We start from the raw sequence: 24,672 nt of genomic DNA, 5'->3' as shown, positions 1-24,672 counted from the left end.
GCTCCACACGCCCGCGCCGTTGGCCGTGGTCGTTCCGATTTCAACGCCGTTGTTGAACAGCTTGATGGTCGCGCCCGCTTCGGCCGTGCCGGACAGGGTGGGCGTAGCATCGTCGGTGCTCACACCGCTGGCAAAGTTGCCGGTGGTGCTGCCCACGTTGTCGCCCAAGCTCACGATGACCGGGGTCTGGCTCACGATGTCCTTGAGCGTGATGACGTTGCCGCTGAAGGCGGTTTCGCCGCCGTTGACGGAGGCGTTCACCGCTGTCGCGCCGTTGGCCAGGCTGCCGGTGCCGGTTTCGCCGGAGTTGTCGACCAGACGGGCCTTGAGCTCGTGCTGGTTCAGGCGGGCCACACCCGCTGCCGCCTGGAAGCGGATCATCGTGGTGGGGGCCAGGAAGACCGAGCTGCTGTCGCTCAGGCCTGCGGCCAGGCTGGTCCAGTTTGTGCCGTCGGTGGACCACTGGTACACGCCCATGGTGCTCTGCTCGTTGGTGTCGCCCGCGTCGGTGATGACCACGCCTTTGAACTGGCCCTTGGCCACGGCGCTGCCGTCGCTGTCGGTGAAGCTGGGGCCGAACAAGGCTTGCACGGTTTGGGCTTGTGACACCAGTTGCGCAGGCGCGCTGGTGCTGGTGGTGGTGCTGGCGTTGCCCATGGCGGTGTTGACGTAGACCGTCACGCCGTTGAGGGTGTAGGCCTTGTAGCTTTGACCCGCGGTGAAGCCGTATTGGCTGCCCAGCTGGGCGGCCAGGTCGGCTCCTGCTTCGGAAGTGCCCACCGTCCACTGGCTCAGATTAGCCAGTTCGACGAAGTCGCTGGTGTTGCCGTTGACCACCAGGAGCTTGGCTTCGTTCACGGCCGTGTTGGCCACGTTGGCACCGCCGGTGATGGCGTTGACCGAAGCCCAATCGAGCTTGAGCCCGTTGGGACCCGAGCCGGTGATGTCGATGACGCTGAAGTTGTCGAGCTTGCCCGCCACGGTGGCGTTGGTCAGGTTCAGCAGTTGGCCTGTGCCGTCGATGCGCAAGGTGTTCACACCCAAGCCGCCGTCAATGAACATGCTGTTCGTCGCGGCCAGCGCAGCAAAGTTGTTGGCGTTGACGATGACCGTGTCGTTGCCTGCACCGGCAATGACGGTGTCGGTTCCGCTGGCGGTAGTGGTGGCGGCTGTGGCGATGTTGAAGGTGTCATCGCCGTCGGTACCTACAAAGTTGTCTGCGCTTGCCGAGCCTGCTTGGCTCAACGTCAGCGGCGTAGTGCCTTCTGCAGCCAATGTGGAAATTTGAGCTGTTGTCAATGAGTCAACAACGATGTAACCGCCACCTGGTGATGTGCTCACACTGTCATTAAGGCCGTTGATTTTCAAGACCACCGGCATGCTGGTAGCGGTTGCGGTAAATGTGAACAACGCTGTTTGCCAGCCGTCTGCGACATCATCGCTGCTGAAGACTTTGCTGACACCATCGACTCGCATCTCCAACTGGCCACCAGAAAATTGCTGGCCGCCCACTGCATTTGACGTCAATGTGGCTTGTTGCCATTGAACACCATAGGTATAGGTTTGCCCAACAGTCAAGCCTGATATGTTGGCAGTCATTCCCTCATCATTTGCCGGATTGGCATTTGACACCATTTGTGCAAACGTCCCACCATTAAGAGAGGTGCCATTCAGGTTTGTTAACGTATGTGATGTTGAAAGTGCTGAGTTTGACGCATCGTTCATGTCGGGCGTACTAGAACCCAAATCACTCCAACCCGAAGACGTCGCTACAGAACCCTGCGAAACACCACCGTTGATCGCTGGTGCAGAGGCTGTGCTGATGGATCCATAAGTCTGCGTTGCCGTAGCGCCAGAACCCGCCACACCGCTGACGCTGGTGTAGCTGCCGTCGGCAATGCGCAAACTCGTCACGCCATTGCCCGATGGGGCCTCCACCGAGATGGTGTACTCAGACGCGTTGACTCGGGTCAGCGCCCCTTTGGTGCCGCCATTGCTCACCACAACGTCCGCCGCCGTCAGGCTCGCCTCGTCAATCGGCTCGCTGAACTTGAGCGTGTACGTCACCGTCTGGCCCGCCACCGTCGCGTTGCCCGCCAAGTTGTCCGTGATCGTCACCGTGGGCACGCTTTGCTGCGCCAGGCTGTTGACCATCGTCGGCTCGGCCACGGGGGCCACGTTCGGGTTCACAACGTTGATCTCAAACGTGTCGCTCACGCTCAGGCTGCCGTCGCTGGCCGTCACGCGCACGCGCAGCAGCCCCACGTCGCTGGACGTGGGGGTGCCGCTGAAGGTGCGGGTGCTGGCGTTCAGGCTCAACCAGCTCGGCTGCGTGGCCAGGGGCGTGCCGCCACTGTCCACCACCGTGAAGGTGTAAGTGAGGCTGGCGTTGTCCACGTCCGCAAAGCTGTTCTCTGCAAACTGGTAGCTGAAGGCGCTGCTGGCGCTGGCGCTTTGGTCCACCAAGGCGTTGGCCACCGTGGGTGCGTCGTTGGCCCCCGTCACCGACACCGTGATGGTGGCCGTGCTGCTTGCACCCGCTGCGTCTTGCACCGTGTAGGTGAACACGTCGCTCAGCGCGGTGCTGTTGGTGTTGAGCGCCTGCACCGAGGCGTTGTTCTGGTCCACCACGTAAACGTAGCTGCCGTTGGCGCCGATGGTGAGCGTGCCGAAGCTGCCCGCAATGGCCGTGCCGCTGCTGGTGCTGGTGCTGCCCGCAGCCACAGCCGTGACTGCGCCACCCGTGCCCGCCTTGATGTCTTTGACGCTGAGCGTATCGCTCGCGTCCACATCCGTGTCGTTGGCCAACACGTTCAGGGCGCTCACGCCGCTCGTGGTCGATGTGAGGGCGCTGCCCGCCGTGGCGTTGTTCGTACCACCGGCTTCGCCAATGGTGGCCGTGTCGTTCACGCCCACCGGCGCGTCGTTCACGGCCGTGACGTTGATGGTCACGGTGTCCACATCGCTTTGTGCGCCGCCGCTGCCGGTGTTGCCACCGTCGTTGGTGGTCATGGTGAGCGTGGCGCTGCCGTTGAAGTGGGCTGTGGGCGTGTAAGTCACGCCGCTGGCCAGGCCCAGCAAGGTGTTGATGGCCGAGACGGTGCCGCTGAGCGTGACGCTGGCGGTGCCGTTGTTGGTGATGGTGACGCCCGTGCTGGTGGCTGCGGTGATGACGCCATTGGTCACGGCCAGCGTCACGGTCACGGCGCTGCCGCCCGCGTCCACGTCCGCAATGCTCAGGCCCGTGATGACCTTGGCCGTGTCTTCGGCCGTGCTTTGTGTGCCTGGCACGGTGTTGACCGGTGCGTCGTTGACCGGCGTGAGCGTGATGGCCAGCGTGCTGCTGGTGCTGTTGCCCGCCGCATCGGTCACTTTGTAGGTGAAGGTCTCCACCGCGTTGGCCGTGATGGCGTTCAACTGGCCGCGCTTGGCCTCGTCCACCGTGTAGGTCCACGCGCCGTTGCTGCCCAGCGCCAAGCTGCCAAAGCTGCCCGTGGCGCTGCCGCTGAGGCTGTAGACCTCGGTGCTGTCTTTGTTGGTGTCGTTGGTGCCCACGTTGCCGCTGAGCGTGGTGATGTCTTCGTTGCCGCTGGCCGTGTCGGCCACAGCCGTGGGCGAGACGATGTCGATGAACACGTTTTCTGTGTCGCTGGCGCTCAAGCCAAAGGCGTTGACCACACTGGCAGTGGCAATTTTTTCTGCATTGGCGTTGGCCAGCGCCGTCACCTCAGACGCCGGGATGGTCAGCGTGAAGGTGTTGGTGCCGCCGCTGCCTGCCAGCACCGTGGCCGTGCGCTGGGTCGCATCCAGCCCCGTGATGGTGACGGTGGAGCCCACTTGGGCGTTGGTGGTGCCGCTGATCACCAGGGACTGGCCACTTTCGGCGGCGTTGATGAAGCCGTCGGTGGAGATTTCCGCCAAGGTGATGGTGGGCGCTGTGGTGTTGATCACCAACTCGCCCGAGCTGACGTCTGTCTTGGTCACGCTGCCTGCCGTGACGCTGACCGCCACGTTGTTGGTCGTGCCGTTGCTCAGGCTCAGCGTGCCGCTGGTGGGGGTGGCCGTGGCGGTGTTGATCGACCACTGGTTCGTCGTGGTGTTGTAGCTCAGCCCCGTGGGCAGCCCGTTGTTGGCGTTGGCCGTGTTCAGCGTGCCCGTGTAGGTGGCCCCGCCCACGGTGACGCTGATGGTGTCACCCGTGGCCAGCGTCACAAATGAGTTCGAGCTCGGTGCAGTTTCCTTGAGCGCCTGACCGGTCAGGGTCGGCGTGAGGGTGCCGCTGTTGAGGTTGTTGACCGTTGGAATGTCGGCCGGCTGGATGTTCACGCGCACACCGTTGTTGGTGTCGCTGGCGATGTTGCCCGCCGCGTTGCTCACCTGAGCCGTGATGGCAAAGGTGTTGCCGTGGTTCAGGGTCAGCGCGTCCGCACTGGTGATGGTGGCAGACCAGGTGCCGTCGTTTTGCACCGTGCCGGTGTAGCTCTTGTCCACGCCGCCAATGTTGATCGTGGCCGTGACCACGCGGCCCGCTTGCACGTTGCTGGTGGTGCCCGAGATGACGGGCGCAGGCGTCGCAGTCGTGCCGCGCTCGGTGGCGTCGTACAAACCGTTGAGCGCATTGGTGTCGTTCACCGCATCACCGGCCACCGAGGTGACGGAGATCGAGGGCAAGCTGGTGACGATGGTGGCGCTGTAGGCGCTGCTGACCGGGCCCGACAGATTGGCCGCGTCCAACACTTTGGCCGTGTATTGCACCGTTTGGTTGTTGGTCAAGGTGCGCGGATCGGCAAAGGTCCAGTTGGTGCCGTTGACCACAGCCGTGCCCACCAAGGTGGCGCCGTCAAAGATCTGCACCACTTCGCCTGCCGCCAAGGCGGCGCTGAGCGTGCCTTCCAAGTCCAGTTTGGTGTCGTCCGTGGTGCCTCCGCTGCTGACGGTGCCCTTGACGTCGCCCACGTCGTCCTTGATGGCCGAGATGGTGACGGTTTGGGTCGGCGCTGTGGTGTCCAGTCGGGCACTGTCGCTGACCGTGCCATCGGTGGCCGGGTTGCCCGCCGCGTCCAGGTACTGGGCCGTGACGGTTTGGGTCTGGCCCTCTGCCGGGTTGGCAAAGCTCACCTGCACAAAGCCGGCCGTGATGTCACCTGCCGTCAGCGTGTGCGTGATGCTGGCCAAGGCGGTGGTGCCATTGGTGGCGTTGAACACGATCTTGTCACCGGCCTTGGCGTCGCTGTCAAAGCTGGCGCGGCTGGTGAAGCTGCTCGCACCATTGAGCTCGGCAGGGCTGACCACCCCGTTGTCCGAGGTGTCGGTGGTGATGCGCAAGGCCAAGGCCACAGAGGCGTTGGTGGGGTCGGTCGTGTCGCGCTGGGCCGTGTCGCTCGCCTCGGGCGTGGCGTTGTTGGCCGCGTCCTTGAGCGTGGCCCGGACCGTGATGCTCGCGCCTTCTGCAGGCGCTGCAAACGTGGTCGTCACTTTGCCCGCTGCCTTGGCCGCCGCGTCAACGGTGATGTTTTTGCTGGTCGTGCCGTCCGTGACGGTGACCACGTCGCCCACCGCCACCAAGGCGCCATTGAAGGCCGCGCTCACGCTGACCGTGGTGCTCGATCCCAGCTCCACTTTGTTGATGAAGCCGTCGTTGTTGCCGTCCGTGTCAATGGTCAGCGCCAAAGCGTTGCCGCCGTTGGGCACTGTGGTGTCAATCACCGCGCTGTCGCTTCCAACAGCCGAGGCGTTGTTGGCCTGGTCCACCAACTGCGCTTGCACGCTCAGCGTGCTGCCGTTGGCAGGCGCCGTGACCTCGCGCGTGATGCTGCCCGCAGTGATCTGCGACTGCGTGAGCGTCACGCTCTCTTGCACACCGTTGACGGTGATCTTGAGCGTGTCGCCTGGCTTGGCCGCCGTGGGGATCGAGATGTTCACGCCCACCGTGCCTTGCAGCTCGCTGGCGCTCACAAAGCCGTCCGCGTTGGTGTCTTCGGTGATGGTGACCACAGGCGCCCCAGCAATGGTGCTGCGGATGGTGGCGCTGTCGCTCGCGTCCGGCGTGGGGCTGGCGTTGTTCGCCGCATCCCGGATGCTGGCTGTGACGTTGAACGTGGTGTTGTCGCCCGTGCTGGTGTAGTCGGTGATGACCACCTGGCCCGCGCTGATGTGCGCCGCCGTGAGCGTGATCACGCGGTCGGCGTTGCCGCTGGCCTTGAGGGTGAGCGTGTCACCCGCCACCGCTGCTGTGCCCGTGCCAGTGGGCAGGAGCACCGTCACTTTGACGCTGTTGCTGGTGCCTGTGAGCTCGGCCACGCTGATCTGGCCGTCGTTGTTGCCGTCGGTGTCGATGTTCACGCGCACGGCGCTGATGCGCGGGCCGCTCGGGTTGGACGGATCCACCGTGCTGAAGTCGGTCAAGTCGAGCTTGGCGCTGTCGGTGCCAGCGTTGCTCACGTTGCCCGTGGCCGCCACCGTGAGGGTGGACGACACATTGAACGTGGCGCCGTCTGCAGGCGCTGCAAAGGTGGTAGTCACGCCGCTTGTGAGCTGCGCTGCGGTCAGAACAAAGGTCTTGACCGTGGTGCCGTCGGTGATGGTCAAGGTGTCACCGGCCACCGCTGTGGACGGAGGTGTGGCTTTGACGTTGATCTCGCCATTGAGTTCGCTGCGGTTGATGAAGCCGTCGTTGTTCACGTCCTCTTCAATCGTGACCGTGGGCGAGCCCGGCAAGCTGGTGTTGACTGTGGCAGCGTTGGTGACCCGGGCGCTGATGTTTTTAGCGATGTCGCTCAGCTGCGCTGCGGCCACAAAGTTGGTGCCGTTGGCGGGCGGCGTGAACTGCACCAACACCTCTTTGGCCGCCACTTGCTCGGCGCTCAGCGTGATGGTCTGCGACGCGTTGCCCGTGCCTTCGACCACCAAGGTGTCGCCCGCGCGGGCGTCAGCCGACAGGCCCACGCGCACGTTGATGCGGCCACTGGACAGCTCGCTGGTGTTGAGCACTGCGTTGTTGTTGGCATCCGAGGTGATCGCGATGGTGACGTTCTTGTCCGCGTTGGCCGGGTCCACGTTCGGGTCGACCGGGCCAAAGTTGGAGGTGTCGCGCCGCGCCGTGTCCGTAGCCTCGGGCGTGGTGTTGTTGGCCGCGTCCTTGAGCGTGGCTTTCACATCAATGCTGCTGCCCTCGGCAGGCGCCGTGAACGTGGTCGTCACTTTGCCAGCAGTCTTGGCCGCCGCATCGATGGTGATGTTTTTGCTGGTCGTGCCGTCCGTGATGGTGACCACGTCGCCCACTGCCACCAAGGCGCCATTGAAGGCGGCGCTCACGGTGACCGTGGCGCTGCCGTTCAACTCGCTGCGGTTGATGAAGCCGTCGTTGTTGGTGTCCGTGTCAATGGTCAGCGCCAAAGCTGCGCCGCCGTTGGGCAGCGTGGTGTCGATCACCGCGCTGTCCGTGCCTTCGCTGGAGGCGTTGTTGGCCTGGTCAATCAGCTGGGCCTTGACTTGCAGCGTGCTGCCGTTGGCAGGCGCTGTCAGCTCGCGCGTGACGCTGGCTGCGGTGATGTTCGCCGCCGTCAGTGTGATGTTCTCCACCACCGTGCCCACGGTCACGCGCAGCGTGTCGCCCGCCTTGGCCGCTGTGGGGATCGAGATGTTCACGCCCACCGTGCCGCTGAGCTCGGCGGTGTTGATGAAGCCGTCGTTGTTGGTGTCTTCGGTGATGGTGACCACCGGTGCGCCCGCAATGGTGCTGCGGATCGTGGCGCTGTCGCTCGCGTCCGGCGTGGGGCTCGCGTTGCCCGCCGCATCCCGGATGCTGGCCGTCACGTTGAACGTGGTGTTGTCGCCCGTGCTGGTGTAGTCGGTGATGACCACCTGGCCCGCGCTGATGTGCGCCGCCGTGAGCGTGATCACGCGGTCTGCGTTGCCGCTGGCCTTGAGGGTGAGCGTGTCACCAGCCACCGCTGCTGTGCCGGTGCCTGTGGGCAAGAGCACCGTCACTTTGACGCTGTTGCTGGTGCCTGTGAGCTCGGCCACGCTGATCTGGCCGTCGTTGTTGCCGTCGGTGTCGATGTTCACGCCCACTGCGCTGATGCGCGGGCCGCTCGGGTTGGCCGGATCGACCTTGCTGAAGTCGGTCAAGTCGAGCTTGGCGCTGTCGGTGCCAGCGTTGCTGACGTTGCCAGATGCAGCCACGGTGAGGGTGGACGACACATTGAACGTGGCGCCGTCTGCAGGTGCAGCAAACGTGGTGCCCACACCGTTGGTGCGTGCATCGTCCACCTTGGCCTGGGTGTCCAGCACAAAGCTTCTGACGGTGGTGCCATCGGTCACGGTGAGCGTGTCACCCACGGCCGTGTTGGTGGGGGCCTTGACGTTGACGTTGATCTGGCCATTGAGTTCGCTGCGGTTGATGAAGCCGTCGTTGTTCACGTCCTCTTCAATGACCACGGTGGGCGAGCCCGGCAAGCTGGTGTTGACGGTGGCAGCGTCGGTGACCCGGGCGCTGGTGTTTTTAGCGATATCGCTCAGCTGCGCTGCGGCCACAAAGTTGGTGCCGTTGGCAGGGGGCGTGAACTGCACCAGCACCTCGCGCGCGGCCACTTGCTCGGCGCTCAGCGTGATGGTCTGCGACGCGTTGCCCGTGCCTTCGACCACCAAGGTGTCGCCCGCACGGGCGTCCTCTGACAGGCCCACACGCACGTTGATGCGGCCGCTGGACAGCTCTGCTGTGTTGAGCACCGCGTTGTTGTTGGCGTCCGAGGTGATCGCGATGGTGACGTTTTTAGCCTCATTGCTGTCGGGACCGAAGTTGGAGGTGTCGCGCCGCGCCGTGTCGCTCGCCTCGGGCGTGGTGTTGTTGGCCGCGTCCTTGAGCGTGGCTTTCACATCCATGCTGCTGCCCTCGGCAGGCGCTGTGAACGTGGTCGTCACTTTGCCCGCAGCCTTGGCCGCCGCGTCGATGGTGATGGTTCGGGTTGTGGTGCCGTCGGTGATGGTGACCACGTCGCCCACCGCCACCAACGCGCCATTGAAGGCGGCGCTCACGCTGACCGTGGTGCTGCCGTTCAACTCGCCCCGGTTGATGAAGCCGTCGTTGTTGCCGTCGGTGTCAATGGTCAGCGCCAAAGCTGCGCCGCCGTTGGGCACTGTGGTGTCGATCAACGCGCTGTCGCTTCCAACAGCCGAGGCGTTGTTGGCCTGGTCCACCAACTGCGCTTGCACGCTCAGCGTGCTGCCGTTGGCGGGCGCCGTGACCTCGCGCGTGATGCTGCCCGCAGTGATCTGCGACTGCGTGAGCGTCACGCTCTCTTCCACACCGTTGACGGTGATCTTGAGCGTGTCGCCTGGCTTGGCCGCCGTGGGGATCGAGATGTTCACACCCACCGTGCCTTGCAGCTCGCTGTCGCTCACAAAGCCGTCCGCGTTGGTGTCTTCGGTGATGGTGACCACCGGCGCTCCAGCAATGGTGCTGCGGATGGTGGCGCTGTCGCTCGCGTCCGGCGTGGGGCTGGCGTTGCCCGCCGCATCCCGGATGCTGGCCGTGACGTTGAACGTGGTGTTGTCACCCGTGCTGGTGTAGTCGGTGATGACCACCTGGCCCGCGCTGATGTGCGCCGCCGTGAGCGTGATCACGCGGTCTGCGTTGCCGCTGGCCTTGAGGGTAAGCGTGTCACCGGCCACCGCTGCTGTGCCCGTGCCTGTGGGCAAGAGCACCGTCACTTTGACGCTGTTGCTGGTGCCGCTGAGCTCGGCCACGCTGATCTGGCCGTCGTTGTTGCCGTCGGTGTCGATGTTCACACGCACCGCGCTGATGCGTGGGCCGCTCGGGTTGGACGGATCCACCGTGCTGAAGTCGGTCAAGTCGAGCTTGGCGCTGTCGGTGCCAGGGTTGCTCACGTTGCCCGTGGCCGCCACCGTGAGGGTGGACGAGACGTTGAACGTGGCGCCGTCCGCAGGCGCTGCAAACGAGGTGCTCACGCCGCTTGTGAGCTGCGCTGCGGTCAGCACAAAGCTCTTGACCGTGGTGCCATCAGTGATGGTCAGGGTGTCACCGGCCACCGCTGTGGACGGAGGTGTGGCTTTGACGTTGATCTCGCCATTGAGCTCGCTGCGGTTGATGAAGCCGTCGTTGTTGGTGTCTTCTTCAATGACCACGGTGGGTGAGCCCGGCAAGCTGGTGTTGACGGTGGCAGCGTCGGTGACCCGGGCGCTGATGTTTTTAGCGATGTCGCTCAGCTGCGCTGCGGCCACAAAGTTGGTGCCGTTGGCGGGCGGCGTGAACTGCACCAACACCTCTTTGGCCGCCACTTGCTCGGCGCTCAGCGTGATGGTCTGCGACGCGTTGCCCGTGCCTTCGACCACCAAGGTGTCGCCCGCGCGGGCGTCAGCCGACAGGCCCACGCGCACGTTGATGCGGCCACTGGACAGCTCGCTGGTGTTGAGCACTGCGTTGTTGTTGGCATCCGAGGTGATCGCGATGGTGACGTTCTTGTCCGCGTTGGCCGGGTCCACGTTCGGGTCGACCGGGCCAAAGTTGGAGGTGTCGCGCCGCGCCGTGTCCGTGGCCTCAGGCGTGGCGTTGTTGGCCGCGTCCTTGAGCGTGGCTTTCACATCAATGCTGCTGCCCTCAGCAGGCGCGGTGAACGTGGTCGTCACTTTGCCCGCAGTCTTGGCCGCATCGTTGATGGTGAGGGTGCGGGTGGTCGTGCCGTCCGTGATGGTGACCACGTCGCCCACCGCCACCAAGGCGCCATTGAAGGCGGCGCTCACGGTGACCGTGGCGCTGCCGTTCAACTCGCTGCGGTTGATGAAGCCGTCGTTGTTGGTGTCCGTGTCAATGGTCAGCGCCAAAGCTGCGCCGCCGTTGGGCAGCGTGGTGTCGATCACCGCGCTGTCCGTGCCTTCGCTGGAGGCGTTGTTGGCCTGGTCAATCAGCTGGGCCTTGACTTGCAGCGTGCTGCCGTTGGCAGGCGCTGTCAGCTCGCGCGTGACGCTGCCTGCGGTGATGTTCGCCGCCGTCAGTGTGATGTTCTCCACCACACCGCCCACGGTCACGCGCAGCGTGTCGCCTGCCCTGGCCGCTGTGGGGATCGAGATGTTCACGCCCACCGTGCCGCTGAGCTCAGCGGTGTTGATGAAGCCGTCGTTGTTGCCGTCTTCGGTGATGGTGACCACCGGTGCGCCCGCAATGGTGCTGCGGATCGTGGCGCTGTCGCTCGCGTCCGGCGTGGGGCTGGCGTTGCCCGCCGCATCCCGGATGCTGGCCGTCACGTTGAACGTGGTGTTGTCGCCCGTGCTGGTGTAGTCGGTGATGACCACCTGGCCCGCGCTGATGTGCGCCGCCGTGAGCGTGATCACGCGGTCTGCGTTGCCGCTGGCCTTGATGGTGAGCGTGTCGCCCGCCACCGCTGCTGTGCCGGTGCCTGTGGGCAAGAGCACCGTCACTTTGACGCTGTTGCTGGTGCCGCTGAGCTCAGCCACGCTGATCTGGCCGTCGTTGTTGGCGTCGGTGTCGATGTTCACACGCACCGCGCTGATGCGCGGGCCGCTCGGGTTGGCGGGGTCCACGGTGCTGAAGTCGGTCAGGTCCAGGCGCGCGCTGTCGGTGCCAGGGTTGCTCACGTTGCCCGTGGCCGCCACCGTGAGGGTGGACGACACATTGAACGTGGCGCCGTCTGCAGGCGCTGCAAACGTGGTGCTCACGCCGCTTGTGAGCTGCGCTGCGGTCAGCACAAAGCTCTTGACCGTGGTGCCGTCGGTGATGGTCAGGGTGTCACCAGCCACCGCTGTGGACGGAGGTGTGGCTTTGACGTTGATCTCGCCATTGAGCTCGCTGCGGTTGATGAAGCCGTCGTTGTTGGCGTCTTCCTCAATGACCACGGTGGGCGAGCCCGGCAAGCTGGTGTTGATCACGGCGCTGTCGGTGACCCGGGCGCTGGTGTTTTGCGCCACATCGCTCAGCTGCGCTGCGGCCACAAAGTTGGTGCCGTTGGCTGGGGGCGTGAACTGCACCAACACCTCGCGCGCAGTGATCTGCGCCGCGCTCAGCGTGATGGTCTGGGACGCGTTGCCCGTGCCTTCGACCACCAAGGTGTCGCCCGCGCGGGCGTCAGCCGACAGGCCCACGCGCACGTTGATGCGGCCACTGGTCAACTCGGTGACGTTGAGCACCGCGTTGTTGTTGGCGTCCGAGGTGATCGCGATGGTGACGTTCTTGTCCGCGTTGGCCGGGTCCACGTTCGGGTCGACCGGGCCAAAGTTGGAGGTGTCGCGCCGCGCCGTGTCGCTCGCTTCGGGCGTGGTGTTGTTGGCCGCGTCCTTGAGCGTGGCTTTCACATCAATGCTGCTGCCCTCAGCAGGCGCGGTGAACGTGGTCGTCACTTTGCCAGCAGTCTTGGCCGCATCGTTGATGGTGATGGTGCGGGTGGTGGTGCCGTCCGTGATGGTGACCACGTCGCCCACGGCCACTTTGCTGCCGTCAAAGCCAGCGCTCACGGTGACCGTGGCGCTGCCGTTCAACTCGCCTCGGTTGATGAAGCCGTCGTTGTTGGTGTCCGTGTCAATGGTCAGCGCCAAAGCTGCGCCGCCGTTGGGCGTGGTGGTATCGATCACCGCACTGTCGCTGCCCACAGCAGAGCTGTTGTTGGCCTGGTCGATCAGTTGCGCTTGCACGCTGAGCGTGCTGCCGCTGGCAGGCGCTGTCACCTCACGTGTGACGCTGCCTGCGGTGATGTTGGCGGTGGTGAGGGTGATGTTCTCCACCACGCCGCCCACGGTCACGCGCAGCGTGTCGCCCGCCTTGGCCGCCGTGGGGATCGAGATGTTCACGCCCACCGTGCCGCTGAGCTCAGCGGTGTTGATGAAGCCGTCGTTGTTGCCGTCTTCGGTGATGGTGACCACCGGCGCGCCCGCAATGGTGCTGCGGATCGTGGCGCTGTCGCTCGCGTCCGGCGTGGGGCTCGCGTTGCCCGCCGCATCCCGGATGCTGGCCGTGACGGTGAATGTGGTGTTGTCGCCCGTGCTGTTGTAGTCGGTGATGACCACCTGGCCCGCGTTGATGTGCGCCGCCGTGAGCGTGATCACGCGGTCTGCGTTGCCGCTGGCCTTGATGGTGAGCATGTCGCCCACTGCAGCAGACGTACCTGTCCCTGTAGGCAGCAAGACCGTCACTTTGACCTTGTCCGCCGTGCCGCTGAGCTCAGCCACGCTGACTTGGCCGTCGTTGTTGGCGTCGGTGTCGATGTTCACGCGCACCGCGCTGATGCGTGGGCCGCTCGGGTTGGCCGGATCGACCTTGCTGAAGTCCGTCAAGTCGAGCTTGGCGCTGTCGGTGCCAGGGTTGCTCACGTTGCCCGTGGCCGCCACCGTGAGGGTGGACGACACATTGAACGTGGCGCCGTCTGCAGGCGCTGCAAACGTGGTGCTCACGCCGCTGGTCAGCTGCGTGCTGGTCAGCACAAAGGTCTGAGTGCTCGTGCCATCGGTCACGGTCAGGGTGTCACCCACCACGGCCGTTGCAGGCGCGGTGACCTTGACGTTGATCTGGCCATTGAGCTCGCTGCGGTTGATGAAGCCGTCGTTGTTGGCGTCCTCTTCAATGACCACGGTGGGCGAGCCCGGCAAGCTGGTGTTGATGGTGGCGCTGTCGGTGACCCGGGCGCTGGTGTTTTTAGCGATATCGCTCAGCTGCGCTGCGGCCACAAAGTTGGTGCCGTTGGCCGGCGGCGTGAACTGCACCAACACCTCTTTGGCCGCCACTTGCTCGGCGCTCAGCGTGATGGTCTGCGATGCGTTACCCGTGCCTTCGACCACCAAGGTGTCGCCCGCGCGGGCGTCGGCCGACAAACCCACACGCACGTTGACCCGGCCACTGGTCAACTCGGTGACATTGAGCACCGCGTTGTTGTTGGCGTCCGAGGTGATCTCGATGGTGACGTTCTTGGTGGTGTCACCCGCGTCGGGTCCAAAGTTGGAGGTGTCGCGGCGCGCCGTGTCCTTGGCTTCGGGCGTGGCGTTGTTGGCCACGTCGCGCAGCACAGCGCTGACGTTGATGCTCGCGCCTTCGGCAGGCGCTGCAAACGTGGTCGTCACTTTGCCAGCAGTCTTGGCCGCCGCATCGATGGTGATGTTTTTGACGGTGCTGCCGTCGGTGATGCTGACCACATCGCCCACGTCCACTTTGCTGCCATCAAAGGCGGCGCTGACGCTGACCGTGGCGCTGCCGCTGAGCTCTGCGCGGTTGATGAAGCCGTCGTTGTTGGCGTCGGTGTCGATGGTCAGCGCCACCGCCTTGCCGTCGTTGGGCGGCGTGGTGTCGGGGTTGGTGCTGGTGGCGTAGTTTTGCACGGCCAATGCAGTGCCTGCGCTGGTGGTCACGCGGCCATCGATTTGCGTGTCAAAGTCGGCCACCAAGTCGGCTGTGGGCACAGAGATGCTGTAGCTGCCGTTGGCCGCTGCAGCACCGGTGAAGGTTTTGTTGTTGATGCTCAGGGTGACCACATCACCGGCGACAAATTTGCCGGTCACTTGGCCGGTGATGGCCGTGTTGGCTTGCTGGGCTTCAGCCGCGTTGATGACGTTGTCGGCCGTGACCGTGTTGATGAACAGCGCCACCGTCTGGCCTGCTGTCGCATCGGTCTCGACCGTGTAGTCCTGGCTGGTGGACACCGTGTTGGTCTTGCCGTCGGCCGGGTTCTTGGCCGCCACGCTGACCTCGGCCTTGGTGTCAGGGTCAGCGCGCAGATCGGCCGTGCTGACGGTGAAGCTGTAAGCGCCATTGGCATCGGTGCTGGCTGTGGCGGTTTTGCCGTTGAGCGTGAGTGTGACCACATCACCTGGTGTGAACGCACCCGTGACCTGACCGTTCAGTGTGACTGTGGAGGCCTGGCCCTCGGCCACCGAGACGATGTTGTCGCCGGTGACGGGGTTCAGGCTGATGGCCACGTTGTTGGCTGGCAGCACAGCGCTGCTGCTGTAGTCGTTGCTCGCTGTGGCGGTGCCGGGGTTGCCCGCACCATCGGTGAGCGCCACGCTCACCTCGTATTTCGTGTCCGGGTCTGCAATCAGGTCGGCCGTGGGCACGTTGACGCTGAAGTTGCCGTTGGCCTGCACTGTCGTGGTGAAGGGCTTGCCGTTGACCATGACGGTGACGACATCACCTTCCTTGACTTCGCCTTCGACCTTGCCCGTCACGGGCAGGTTGTTTTGGCTGGCCTCGCCCGTGTCGATCGCGTTGTCAGCGGTCAGCGGGTTGAGCGTGATGGTGGCTGTCGGCGCCGAGGTGTCGAGCGCGTAGTTCTGGCTGGCCGTGAAGCTCAAGCCGCTGCCAATGGTGACGCGGCCGTCCACTTGCGTGTCCGGGTCTGCCACCAAATCGGCCGTGGGCACGCTGATGCTGAACCCACCTTGGGCGTTGACGCTGCCGGTGAAGGGCTTGCCGTTGACGGTGAGCGTCACAACATTGCCCTCCTGGAACACGCCCGTCACCTTGCCTGTGACAGGGGTGTTGGCCACGCCCGACTCGGCCGTGTTGATGATGTTGTCGGCCGTGACCGGGTCAATGGACAAGGCGGTGGCCGTGCCGTTGCTGGTCTCGACGCTGTAGTCCTGGCTGTTGGTGGCGGTGACGGAGCTGCCTTTGAAGGTGGCGACCACAGAGGCCTCCACCAGGGTGTCGGCGTCGGCCTTGAGGTCGGCGCTGGGCACGTTGATGCTGAAGCTGCCGTTGGACGTGGCGGTGCCCGTGAAGGGCTTGCCGTTGACGCTCAATGTGACCACATCACCGGTGGTGAAGGCGCCCGTGACTTTGCCTGTGAGCGTGATGTTGGCCGCGTTGCCTTCGGCCACGGTGATGATGTTGTCGCCCGCAATCGGGTCCAGAACGATGGCGGCATTGCCCTTGCCGGCGCTCACACTCACCGAGACGGTGTTGTCGGCATCGGCACCGTCTTTGTTCAGGTTGCCTGCAGCGTCGCTGAATTTGTCGCTCTCGACCTGGATGCTGGCCGAGGCTGCGGCCGTGCCTGTCACCGCGTTGGGCGTGAAGGTGGCGGTGTAGACGCGTGGGTTGGTGCTGCTTTGCGTCAAGGGGCCCATGGTGCCGCCGCTGACCTTGATGTCATCGCGCACGAAGTCAGTGCCGCCTTCGGTGAGCGTGAAAGTGACCAGCGCAGTTTCGTCGCTGCTGAGCGCGGCTTTGTCGACGGTGACCGCGATCTTGGGCGCCGTGGTGTCGATGCTGAAGGTGAACGGCGCGCTGGTGCCGCCCGAGCTGGTGCTGGCGCTCAGGCTGTGCGGGCCCTCGCCCAAGGCGCTGGGCGTGAAGCTCCAGTTGCCTTGCGCGTTGGCCGTGGTGGTGCCAATGATCTGGTTGCCGTCACGGATGACCACGGTTTCACCGGCCGGGGCCTTGCCGGTCAGGGTGGGCGTGGTGTCGTTGGTCTGGCCACCGTTGGTGATGGGCTGCACCGCGTTGTTCGGGTTGCCGACGTTGTCGGTCGCGCCCGTGATGGTGGTGGCAGTGGTGTCGGTGGTGGCGGTGGTGGCATAGTTTTGAACCGCCGTGGCCGTGCCCGCGCTGGTGGTGACGCGGCCCTCGATTTGCGTGTCCGGGTCAGCCACCAGGTCGGCCGTGGGCACACTGACGCTGTAGTTGCCGTTGGCAGCAGCCGCTGCGGTGAAGGTCTTGCCGTTGATGCTCAGCGTGACCACGTCGCCTGCAGCCACCACGCCGGTGACCCGGCCGGTGAGGGTGGTGTTGGCCACGCCCGCTTCTGCTGCGTTGATGACGTTGTCGGCCGTGACGGTATCGATGAACAGGGCCACGGTTTGACCTGCAGTGGCATCGGTCTCGACCGTGTAGTCCTGGCTCGTGGCCACGGTGTTGGTCTTGCCATTGGCCGGGTCTTTGGCCGCGACACTGACATCGACCTTGGTATCTGGATCGCCTTTGATGTCGCCAATGTTGGTGACAAAGCTGTAGCTGCCGTCGGCGGCCACGGCGGTGGTGGCGGTCTTGCCGTTCAGGCTGAGTGTGACCACATCACCGGCGGTGAAGGCGCCCGAGACTTTGCCGCTGAGCGTGATGGAAGAGGCCTGGCCATCGGCCACCGAGACGATGTTGTCGCCGGTGACAGGGTTCAGGCTGATGGCCACGTTGTTGGCCGGGGGCGTGACGTCGCTGCTGTAGTCATTGCTGCCTGTGGCCGTGCCGGGGTTGCCCGCACCGTCGGTGAGCGCCACGCTCACTTCGTATTTGGTGTCAGGGTCTGCAATCAGGTCGGCCGTGGGCACGTTGACGCTGAAGTTGCCATTGGCCTGCACTGTGGTGGTGAAGGGCTTGCCGTTGACGGTCACAGTGACCACATCACCGGCTTTGAATTCGCCCTCGACCTTGCCCGTGACGGGCAGGTTGGCTTGGCCGGCTTCGGAGGCATTGATGATGTTGTCGGTGGTCAGCGGGTCGAGCTTGAGGGTCGCTGTAGGCGTCGATGTGTCGACCGCGTAGTTTTGGCTGGCCGTGAAGCTCAAGCCCGCTGTGGTGGTGACACTGCCCTCGACTTGCGTGTCCGGGTCAGCCACCAGATCGGCCGTGGGCACGCTGATGCTGTAGCTGCCATCGGCTGCGGTGGCACCGGTGAAGGTCTTGCCGTTGATGGTCAGTGTGACGCGCTCGCCTGCAGCGACCACGCCCGTCACTTTGCCGGTGATGGCCGTGTTGGCCGCGCCAGCTTCGGCCGCATTGATGATGTTGTCGGCCGTGACCGGGTCAATCGTCAGCGCGGTGCCGGTGTTGCTGTTGGATTCGACCGTGTAGTCCTGGCTGTTGCTGGCGTTGACGGTGGTGCCGGTGATCGGGTCCTTGGCGGCCACGCTCACTTCGGCCTTGGTGTCGGCGTCGGCCTTGAGGTCGGCGCTGGGCACGCTGAAGCTGTAGTTGCCGTTGGCAGCCACGCTGGCGGTTTGGGTCTTGCCGTTCAGGCTCAAAGTGACCACATCGCCCGCCGTGAAGGCGCCGGTCACTTTGCCGGTGAGCGTGATGTTGGCCGCATTGCCTTCGGTCACGGTGATGACGTTGTCGCCCGCCACCGGGTCCAGGATGATGGCCGCTTTTTCATTGGGCGGCAGCACATCGCTGTTGTAGTCGTTGCTGGCCGTGGCGGTGCCAGGGTTACCCGCGCCATCGGTCAATGCCACGCTGACTTCGTATTTCGTGTCCGGGTCGGCGATCAGGTCGGCGGTGGGCACGTTCACGCTGAAGGTGCCGTTGGCTTGCACCGTGGTGGTGAAGGGCTTGCCATTGACCATGACGGTGACCACATCACCGGGTTTGACATCGCCCTCGACCTTGCCCGTGACGGGCAGGTTGAGTTGGCCCGCTTCGGCCGCGTCGATCTTGTTGTCTGCGGTCAGCGGGTTCAGGGTCACCGTGGCCGTGGGGGCCGAGGTGTCGACCGCATAGTTCTGGCTGGCGGCAAAGGACTGGCCGCTGCCAATGGTGACGCTGCCCTCCACTTGTGTGTCGGGATCGGCGATCAGATCGGCCGTGGGCACGTTGATGCTGAACCCACCTTGGGCGGTGACGCTGCCGGTGAAGGGCTTGCCGTTGACGGTGAGCGTCACCACGTTGCCCGCCTGGAACACACCATTGACCTTGCCAGTGATGGCGGTGTTGGTGGCACCTGACTCGGAGGCGTTGATGATGTTGTCGGCGGTGACCGGATCAATGACCAAGGCGGTGCCGGTGTTGTTGCTCGACTCGACCGTGTAGTCCTGGCTGTTGGTGGCGGTGCTGGTTTTGCCTTGGTTGGTGGCAGCTACTGAAACTTCAGCCTTGGTATCTGTATCGGCCTTGAGGTCGGCACTGGAGGCGCTGAAGCTGTAGTTGCCGTTGGCGGCTACGGTGGTCGTGAAGTTCTTGCCGTTCAGGCTCAAAGTAACCACATCGCCTGCGGTGAAGGCACCGGTGACTTTGCCGGTGAGCGTGATGTTGGCCGCGTTGCCTTCGGCCACCGTGATGACGTTGTCGCCCGTGATGGGGTCCAGCGTGATGGCGACGTTGCCCTTGCCTGCGCTGACGCTCACCGTGACGGTGTTGTCGGCTTCGCCGCCGTCTTTGTTGAGGTTGCCTGCCGCGTCGCTGAATTTGTCGCTCTCGACCTGGATGCTGGCGCTCACAGGCGTGCTGCCGGTGACGTTGTTGGGCGTGAAAATGGCGGTGTAGACGCGCGGGTTGGTGCTGCTTTGTGTCAAGGGGCCGATGCTGCCGCCGGTGACCTTGACGTCGCTCTGCACAAAGTCGGTGCTGGCTTCACTGAGCGTGAAGGTGACGATAGCGGTGTCGTCGCTGCTCAATGTGGCAGTGCTGATGGTGACCGCGATCTTGGGCGCCGTGGTGTCCACGGTGAGTGTGTACGGTGCGCTGGTGCCACCCGATGGGGTGCTGGCGGTGTAGCTGTGCGGGCCTTCGCCTTGCACGGTGGCGGTGAAGGTCCAGGTGCCATCAGGGTTGACGGTGGTGGTGCCCACCACGGTGTCGCCGTCTTTGATGGTGACGGTCTCGCCGGGCGTGCCTTTGCCGTTGAGTGTGGGCGTGGTGTCGTTGGTCTGGCCGCCGTTGGTGATGGGCTGCACCGCGTTGTTCGGGTTGCCCACGTTGTCGGTCACGGCGCTGATGCTGGTGGGCATGGCGTCGGTGTTGGCGTAGTTTTGCACAGCCGTGGCCGTGCCTGCGCTGGTGGTGACGCGGCCATCAATTTGCGTGTCAAAGTCGGCCACCAGGTCGGCTGTGGGCACACTGACGCTGTAGTTGCCGTTGGCCGCAGCGGCTGCTGTGAAGGTCTTGCCGTTGATGATCAGGCTGACCACATCGCCTGCAGCAAACTTGCCCGTCACTTGACCCGTGATGGTGGTGTTCGCTTGCTGCGCTTCGGCCGTGCTGATGACGTTGTCGGCCGTGACGGTGTTGATGAACAGGGCCACGGTCTGGCCTTCGGTGGCGTTGGTCTCAACCGTGAAGTCCTGGCTGGTGGCCACGGCGCTGGTCTTGCCTGTGGCCGGGTCTTTGGCGGCAACACTGACCTCGGCCTTGGTGTCGGGGTCGTCCTTGATGTCGTTGATGTTGACGGTAAAGCTGTAGCTGCCGTCCGCTGCTGCTGCCGTGGTGATGTTCTTGCCGTTCAGGCTGAGCGTGACCACATCACCGGCGGTGAAGGCGCCCGAGACTTTGCCGCTGAGCGTGATGGAAGACGCCTGGCCGTCGGCCACCGAGACAATGTTGTCGCCGGTGACGGGGTTCAGGCTGATGGCCACGTTGTTGGCCGGGGGCGTGACGTCGCTGCTGTAGTCGTTGCTGGCCGTGGCCGTGCCGGGGTTGCCTGCAGCATCCACCAGCGCCACACTGACTTCGTATTTGGTGTCCGGGTCCGCAATCAGGTCGGCCGTGGGCACGTTAACGCTGAAGTTGCCATTGGCCTGCACTGTGGTGGTGAAGGGCTTGCCGTTGACCATCACGGTGACCACATCACCGGCTTTGAATTCGCCCTCGACCTTGCCCGTGACGGGCAGGTTGGCTTGGCCGGCTTCGGAGGCATTGATGATGTTGTCGGTGGTCAGCGGGTCGAGCTTGAGGGTCGCTGTAGGCGCCGATGTGTCGACCGCGTAGTTTTGGCTGGCCGCAAAGCTCAGGCCGCTGCCAATGGTGACGCTGCCCTCGATCTGGGTGTCCAGGTCTGCCACCAGATCGGCCGTGGGCACGTTGATGCTGAACCCACCTTGGGCGTTGACGCTGCCGGTGAAGGGCTTGCCATTCACTGTGAGCGTGACGGTGTTGCCCGCCTGGAACACGCCGGTCACCTTGCCAGTGATGGCGGTGTTCGTCTGGCCCGCTTCGGCCGCGTTGAGGATGTTGTCGGCCGTGACCGGGTCAATGACCAAGGCGGTGCCGGTGTTGTTGCTGGACTCGACCGTGTAGTCCTGGCTGTTGCTGACGGTGATGGTGCTGCCGGTGATGGGGTCCTTGGCGGCCACACGCACTTCGACCTTGGTGTCGGCGTCAGCACGGAGATCGGCACTGGGCACGCTGATGCTGTAGTTGCCGTTAGCTGCCGCAGCGGCCGTGAAGGTCTTGCCGTTCAGGCTGAGCGTGACCACATCGCCCGTCGTGAAGGCACCGGTCACTTTGCCGGTGAGCGTGATGTTGGCCGCGTTGCCCTCGGCCACGGTGATGACGTTGTCGCCCGTGACGGGGTCGAGGATGATGGCCGCTTTTTCGTTGGCATTGCCCGCATCTTCCGCGCCCGTGACAGTCACCACGATCTCCTCGGAGGCGGTGCCGTCTTTGCTGGTGACGGTGAGTTTGTCGGTGACTTTTTGGCCCGCCGCCAAGGCTTGCGTGGCAGGCTTGCTGTTGTCCAGCGTGTAGATCCACTCGCCTGTGGTGGTGTTGAAGGTGAAGTTGCCAAACTGACCGGCCAGCGTGGCGCTGCCTGGCGCGCTGAAGATGGCATCGCCCGTGTCCACGTCGTTCACCGTCAAGGTGCCGGTGGTGGTGTTTTGCGTGGCGCTGTCCTCGGTCACGCTGCCGGTTTTGCTGCCCGTGATGGTGGCGCTGTCGTTGACGCCGGTGATGTCGATCAAGATCTCGGCAATCGCTTTGCCGTCTTTGCTGGTGACGGTGAGCTTGTCCTGGACTTTTTGGCCCGCGCTCAGGGCTTGAGTGACGGCCTTGCTGTTGTCCAGCGTGTAGGTCCACGCGCCCGTGCTGGCGTTGAGGGTGTAGTTGCCGTAGGTGCCCGCTAGGCTGGCCGGGGTTTGGAGCACGTTGTCGGCGCTCAGGGTTGAGCCGCTGACGGTGAGGGTGCCGCTCGCTTGCACGGCGCTGTCTTCGGTGGCGTTGCCCTTGGTGGAGCCTGCGATGACGGTGGTGTTGTTCGCATCGGCCGTGCCCGTGATGGTGACCACAATGTCTTCAGAGGCGGTGCCGTCCTTGCTGGTGACGGTGAGCTTGTCGGTGACTTGCTGGCCCGCAGCCAGCGCTTGGGTGGCCGCCTTGCTGTTGTCCAGGGTGTAGGTCCACGCGCCCGTGTTGGCGTTGAGCGTGAAGTTGCCGAAGGTGCCGGCCAAGGTGGCGCTGGTGGGGGTGCTGAAGACGGCTTCGCCCGTGTCCACATCGCTCACGGTGAGGGTGCCGCTGGCGGTGTTTTGCGTGGCGCTGTCCTCGGTCACGCTGCCAGTGCGGGTGCCGGTGATGGCGGCGCTGTCGTTGACGCCGGTGATCTCGATCACGATCTCCGTCGTGGCTTTGCCGTCTTTGCTGGCCACCGTGAGTTTGTCGGTGACTTTTTGGCCCGCTGTCAGGGCTTGGGTCACCGCTTTGCTGTTGTCCAGCGCGTAAGTCCACGCGCCCGTGCTGACGTTGAGCGTGAAGTTGCCGAAGGTGCCGGCCAAGCTGGTGGGCGACTGCAGCACGTTGTCTGCGCTGTTGGCCGCGCCCGTCACGGTGAGGGTGCCGCTCGCTTGCACGGCGCTGTCTTCTGTGGCCGCGCCTTGGCGCGAGCCGCCAATGGCGGTGTTGTTGGCCGTGTCCAGGCCGTAGTTCTGCACCGCAGTCGCGGTGCTGCCGCCTGTGCCAGAGACGCGGGCGTCCACCGTGGTGTCAGCGTCCGCCACCAAGTCGGCCGTGGGCACGCTGATGCTGAAGCTGCCGCTGGCCGAAGCCGTGCCGGTGAAGGGCTTGCCGTTGACCGTCAAGGTGACCACGTCGCCTGCGGCAAAGGTGCCCGTCACTTTGCCGGTGACGGTGTTGTTGGCGTTTTGCGCTTCGCTGGCGTTGATGACGTTGTCGGCCGTGACCGGCTCCAGACTCAACGCCGTGCGGCCCGAGTTGGTGTCGCCCTCGACGATGTAGTCCTGCGATGCCGTGGCCGTGTCGCCACCGGTGCCCGTGACGCGGCCCTCGATCTTGGTGTCCGGATCGGCGCGCAGCTCGGCGCTGGGCACACTCACGCTGAAGCTGCCGTTGGCAGCCGCTGCCGCCGTGATGGTCTTGCCGTTCAGGCTCAAGGTGACCACGTCGCCTGCGGCAAAGCTGCCCGTGACACGGCCCGTGACGGTGATGTTGGCCGCGTTGCCTTCAGTGGTGCTGATGACGTTGTCGCCCGCAACAGGGTCGATGACCAAGGCGGTGCCGGTGTTGGGGGTGGTCTCGACGCTGTAGTCCTGGCTGTTGGTGGCGGTGCTGGTTTTGCCTTGGTTGGTGGCAGCTACTGAAACTTCAGCCTTGGTATCTGTATCGGCCTTGAGGTCGGCACTGGAGGCGCTGAAGCTGTAGTTGCCGTTGGCGGCTACGGTGGTCGTGAAGTTCTTGCCGTTCAGGCTCAAAGTAACCACGTCGCCTGCGGTGAATGCACCGGTGACTTTGCCGGTGAGCGTGATGTTGGCCGCGTTGCCTTCGGCCACCGTGATGACGTTGTCGCCCGTGATGGGGTCCAGCGTGATGGCGACGTTGCCCTTGCCTGCGCTGACGCTCACCGTGACGGTGTTGTCGGCTTCGCCGCCGTCTTTGTTGAGGTTGCCTGCTGCGTCGCTGAACTTGTCGCTCTCGACCTGGATGCTGGCGCTCACCGGCGTGGTACCGGTAACGTTGCTGGGCGTGAAGGTGGCGGTGTAGACCAGCGGGTTGGTGCTGCTTTGCGTCAAGGGGCCGATGCTGCCGCCGGTGACCTTGACGTCGCTCTGCACAAAGTCGGTGCTGGCTTCACTGAGCGTGAAGGTGACGATAGCGGTGTCGTCGCTGCTGAGCGCGGATTTGTCCATGGTGACTGCGATCTTGGGCGCAGTGGTGTCCACGGTGAAGTTGAATGGCGCGCTGGTGCCGCCGGACGGGGTGCTGGCAGTGTAGCTGTGCGGGCCCTCGCCTTGCTCGGGGGTTGTGAAGCTCCAAGTGCCGTCAGGGTTGACGGTGGCGGTGCCCACCACGGTGTCGCCGTCACGGATGGTGACGGTCTCGCCAGGCGTCCCACGCCCGCTCAAGGTGGGCGTGGTGTCGTTGGTCTGGCCGCCGTTGGTGATGGGCTGCGCCGAGTTGTTCGGGTTGCCCACGTTGTCGGTCACGCTGCCGATGGTGGTGCTTAAAGTGTTCGGCGTGGTGCCACCGCCCGCAGCCACAGCCGCAACAGCAGCACCCGCGCCCACCAATCCCAACGCGCCCAGCAAGGGGTTGAATGCGGCAGCCAAAAAACCCACCGCAGCACCCGAACCACTGACCTCCGATCCCCCCAGGGCCTGAGCCACAGCCCCAGATCCCTCATTTAAGCGCCCAATCATGCCCCCTTCTGCCGGGTCTTGTGTCTGGTATTCATAGAAATTACCGTTTTCTGCCTCTCCCACGATGCCGTTGTATCCCTCGGGCATGACCTCGTAGTAGTCCTCAATGATCACATCCGCTTCGCCGCTGCCTTCGAACATGATGTATAGGTGCTTGCCAACCCGCTTGACCTTGATGCCCTCGGGTGCAAAGCCCTTGCCATTACCTTTGTCTACTTCTTGCAACTGGTATTGGGCCCCCGCGATGGCTTTGATGCGCAGCGCTTTGCCTTGACTTGCTGCGCCTTGTTCAACGTCGAGCACTTTGTTGTTTTGTGTACTGCCGGTGTTGACGAGAACTTTGAATTTTTTAGTCAT

General features: G+C 64.3%; 1 protein-coding gene (running past one end of the window). It reads right to left on the bottom strand.

The features are described 5' to 3' along the window. A protein-coding gene (locus tag AMM33_RS09065; RefSeq protein ID WP_090140505.1) for an Ig-like domain-containing protein crosses the window boundary here: on the bottom strand, window positions 1-24,672 show its 5' portion. It extends 10,329 nt beyond the left edge of the window; the window shows 24,672 of its 35,001 coding nt (coding positions 1-24,672); it begins with the start codon at window positions 24,670-24,672; its stop codon lies off the left edge, out of view.

It is taken from the genome of Limnohabitans sp. DM1 (assembly GCF_001269385.1).
GTDB lineage: Bacteria > Pseudomonadota > Gammaproteobacteria > Burkholderiales > Burkholderiaceae_C > Limnohabitans_A.
Note: the sequence above shows the minus strand (reverse complement) of the source record. Positions and strands in the feature narration are given on the sequence as shown.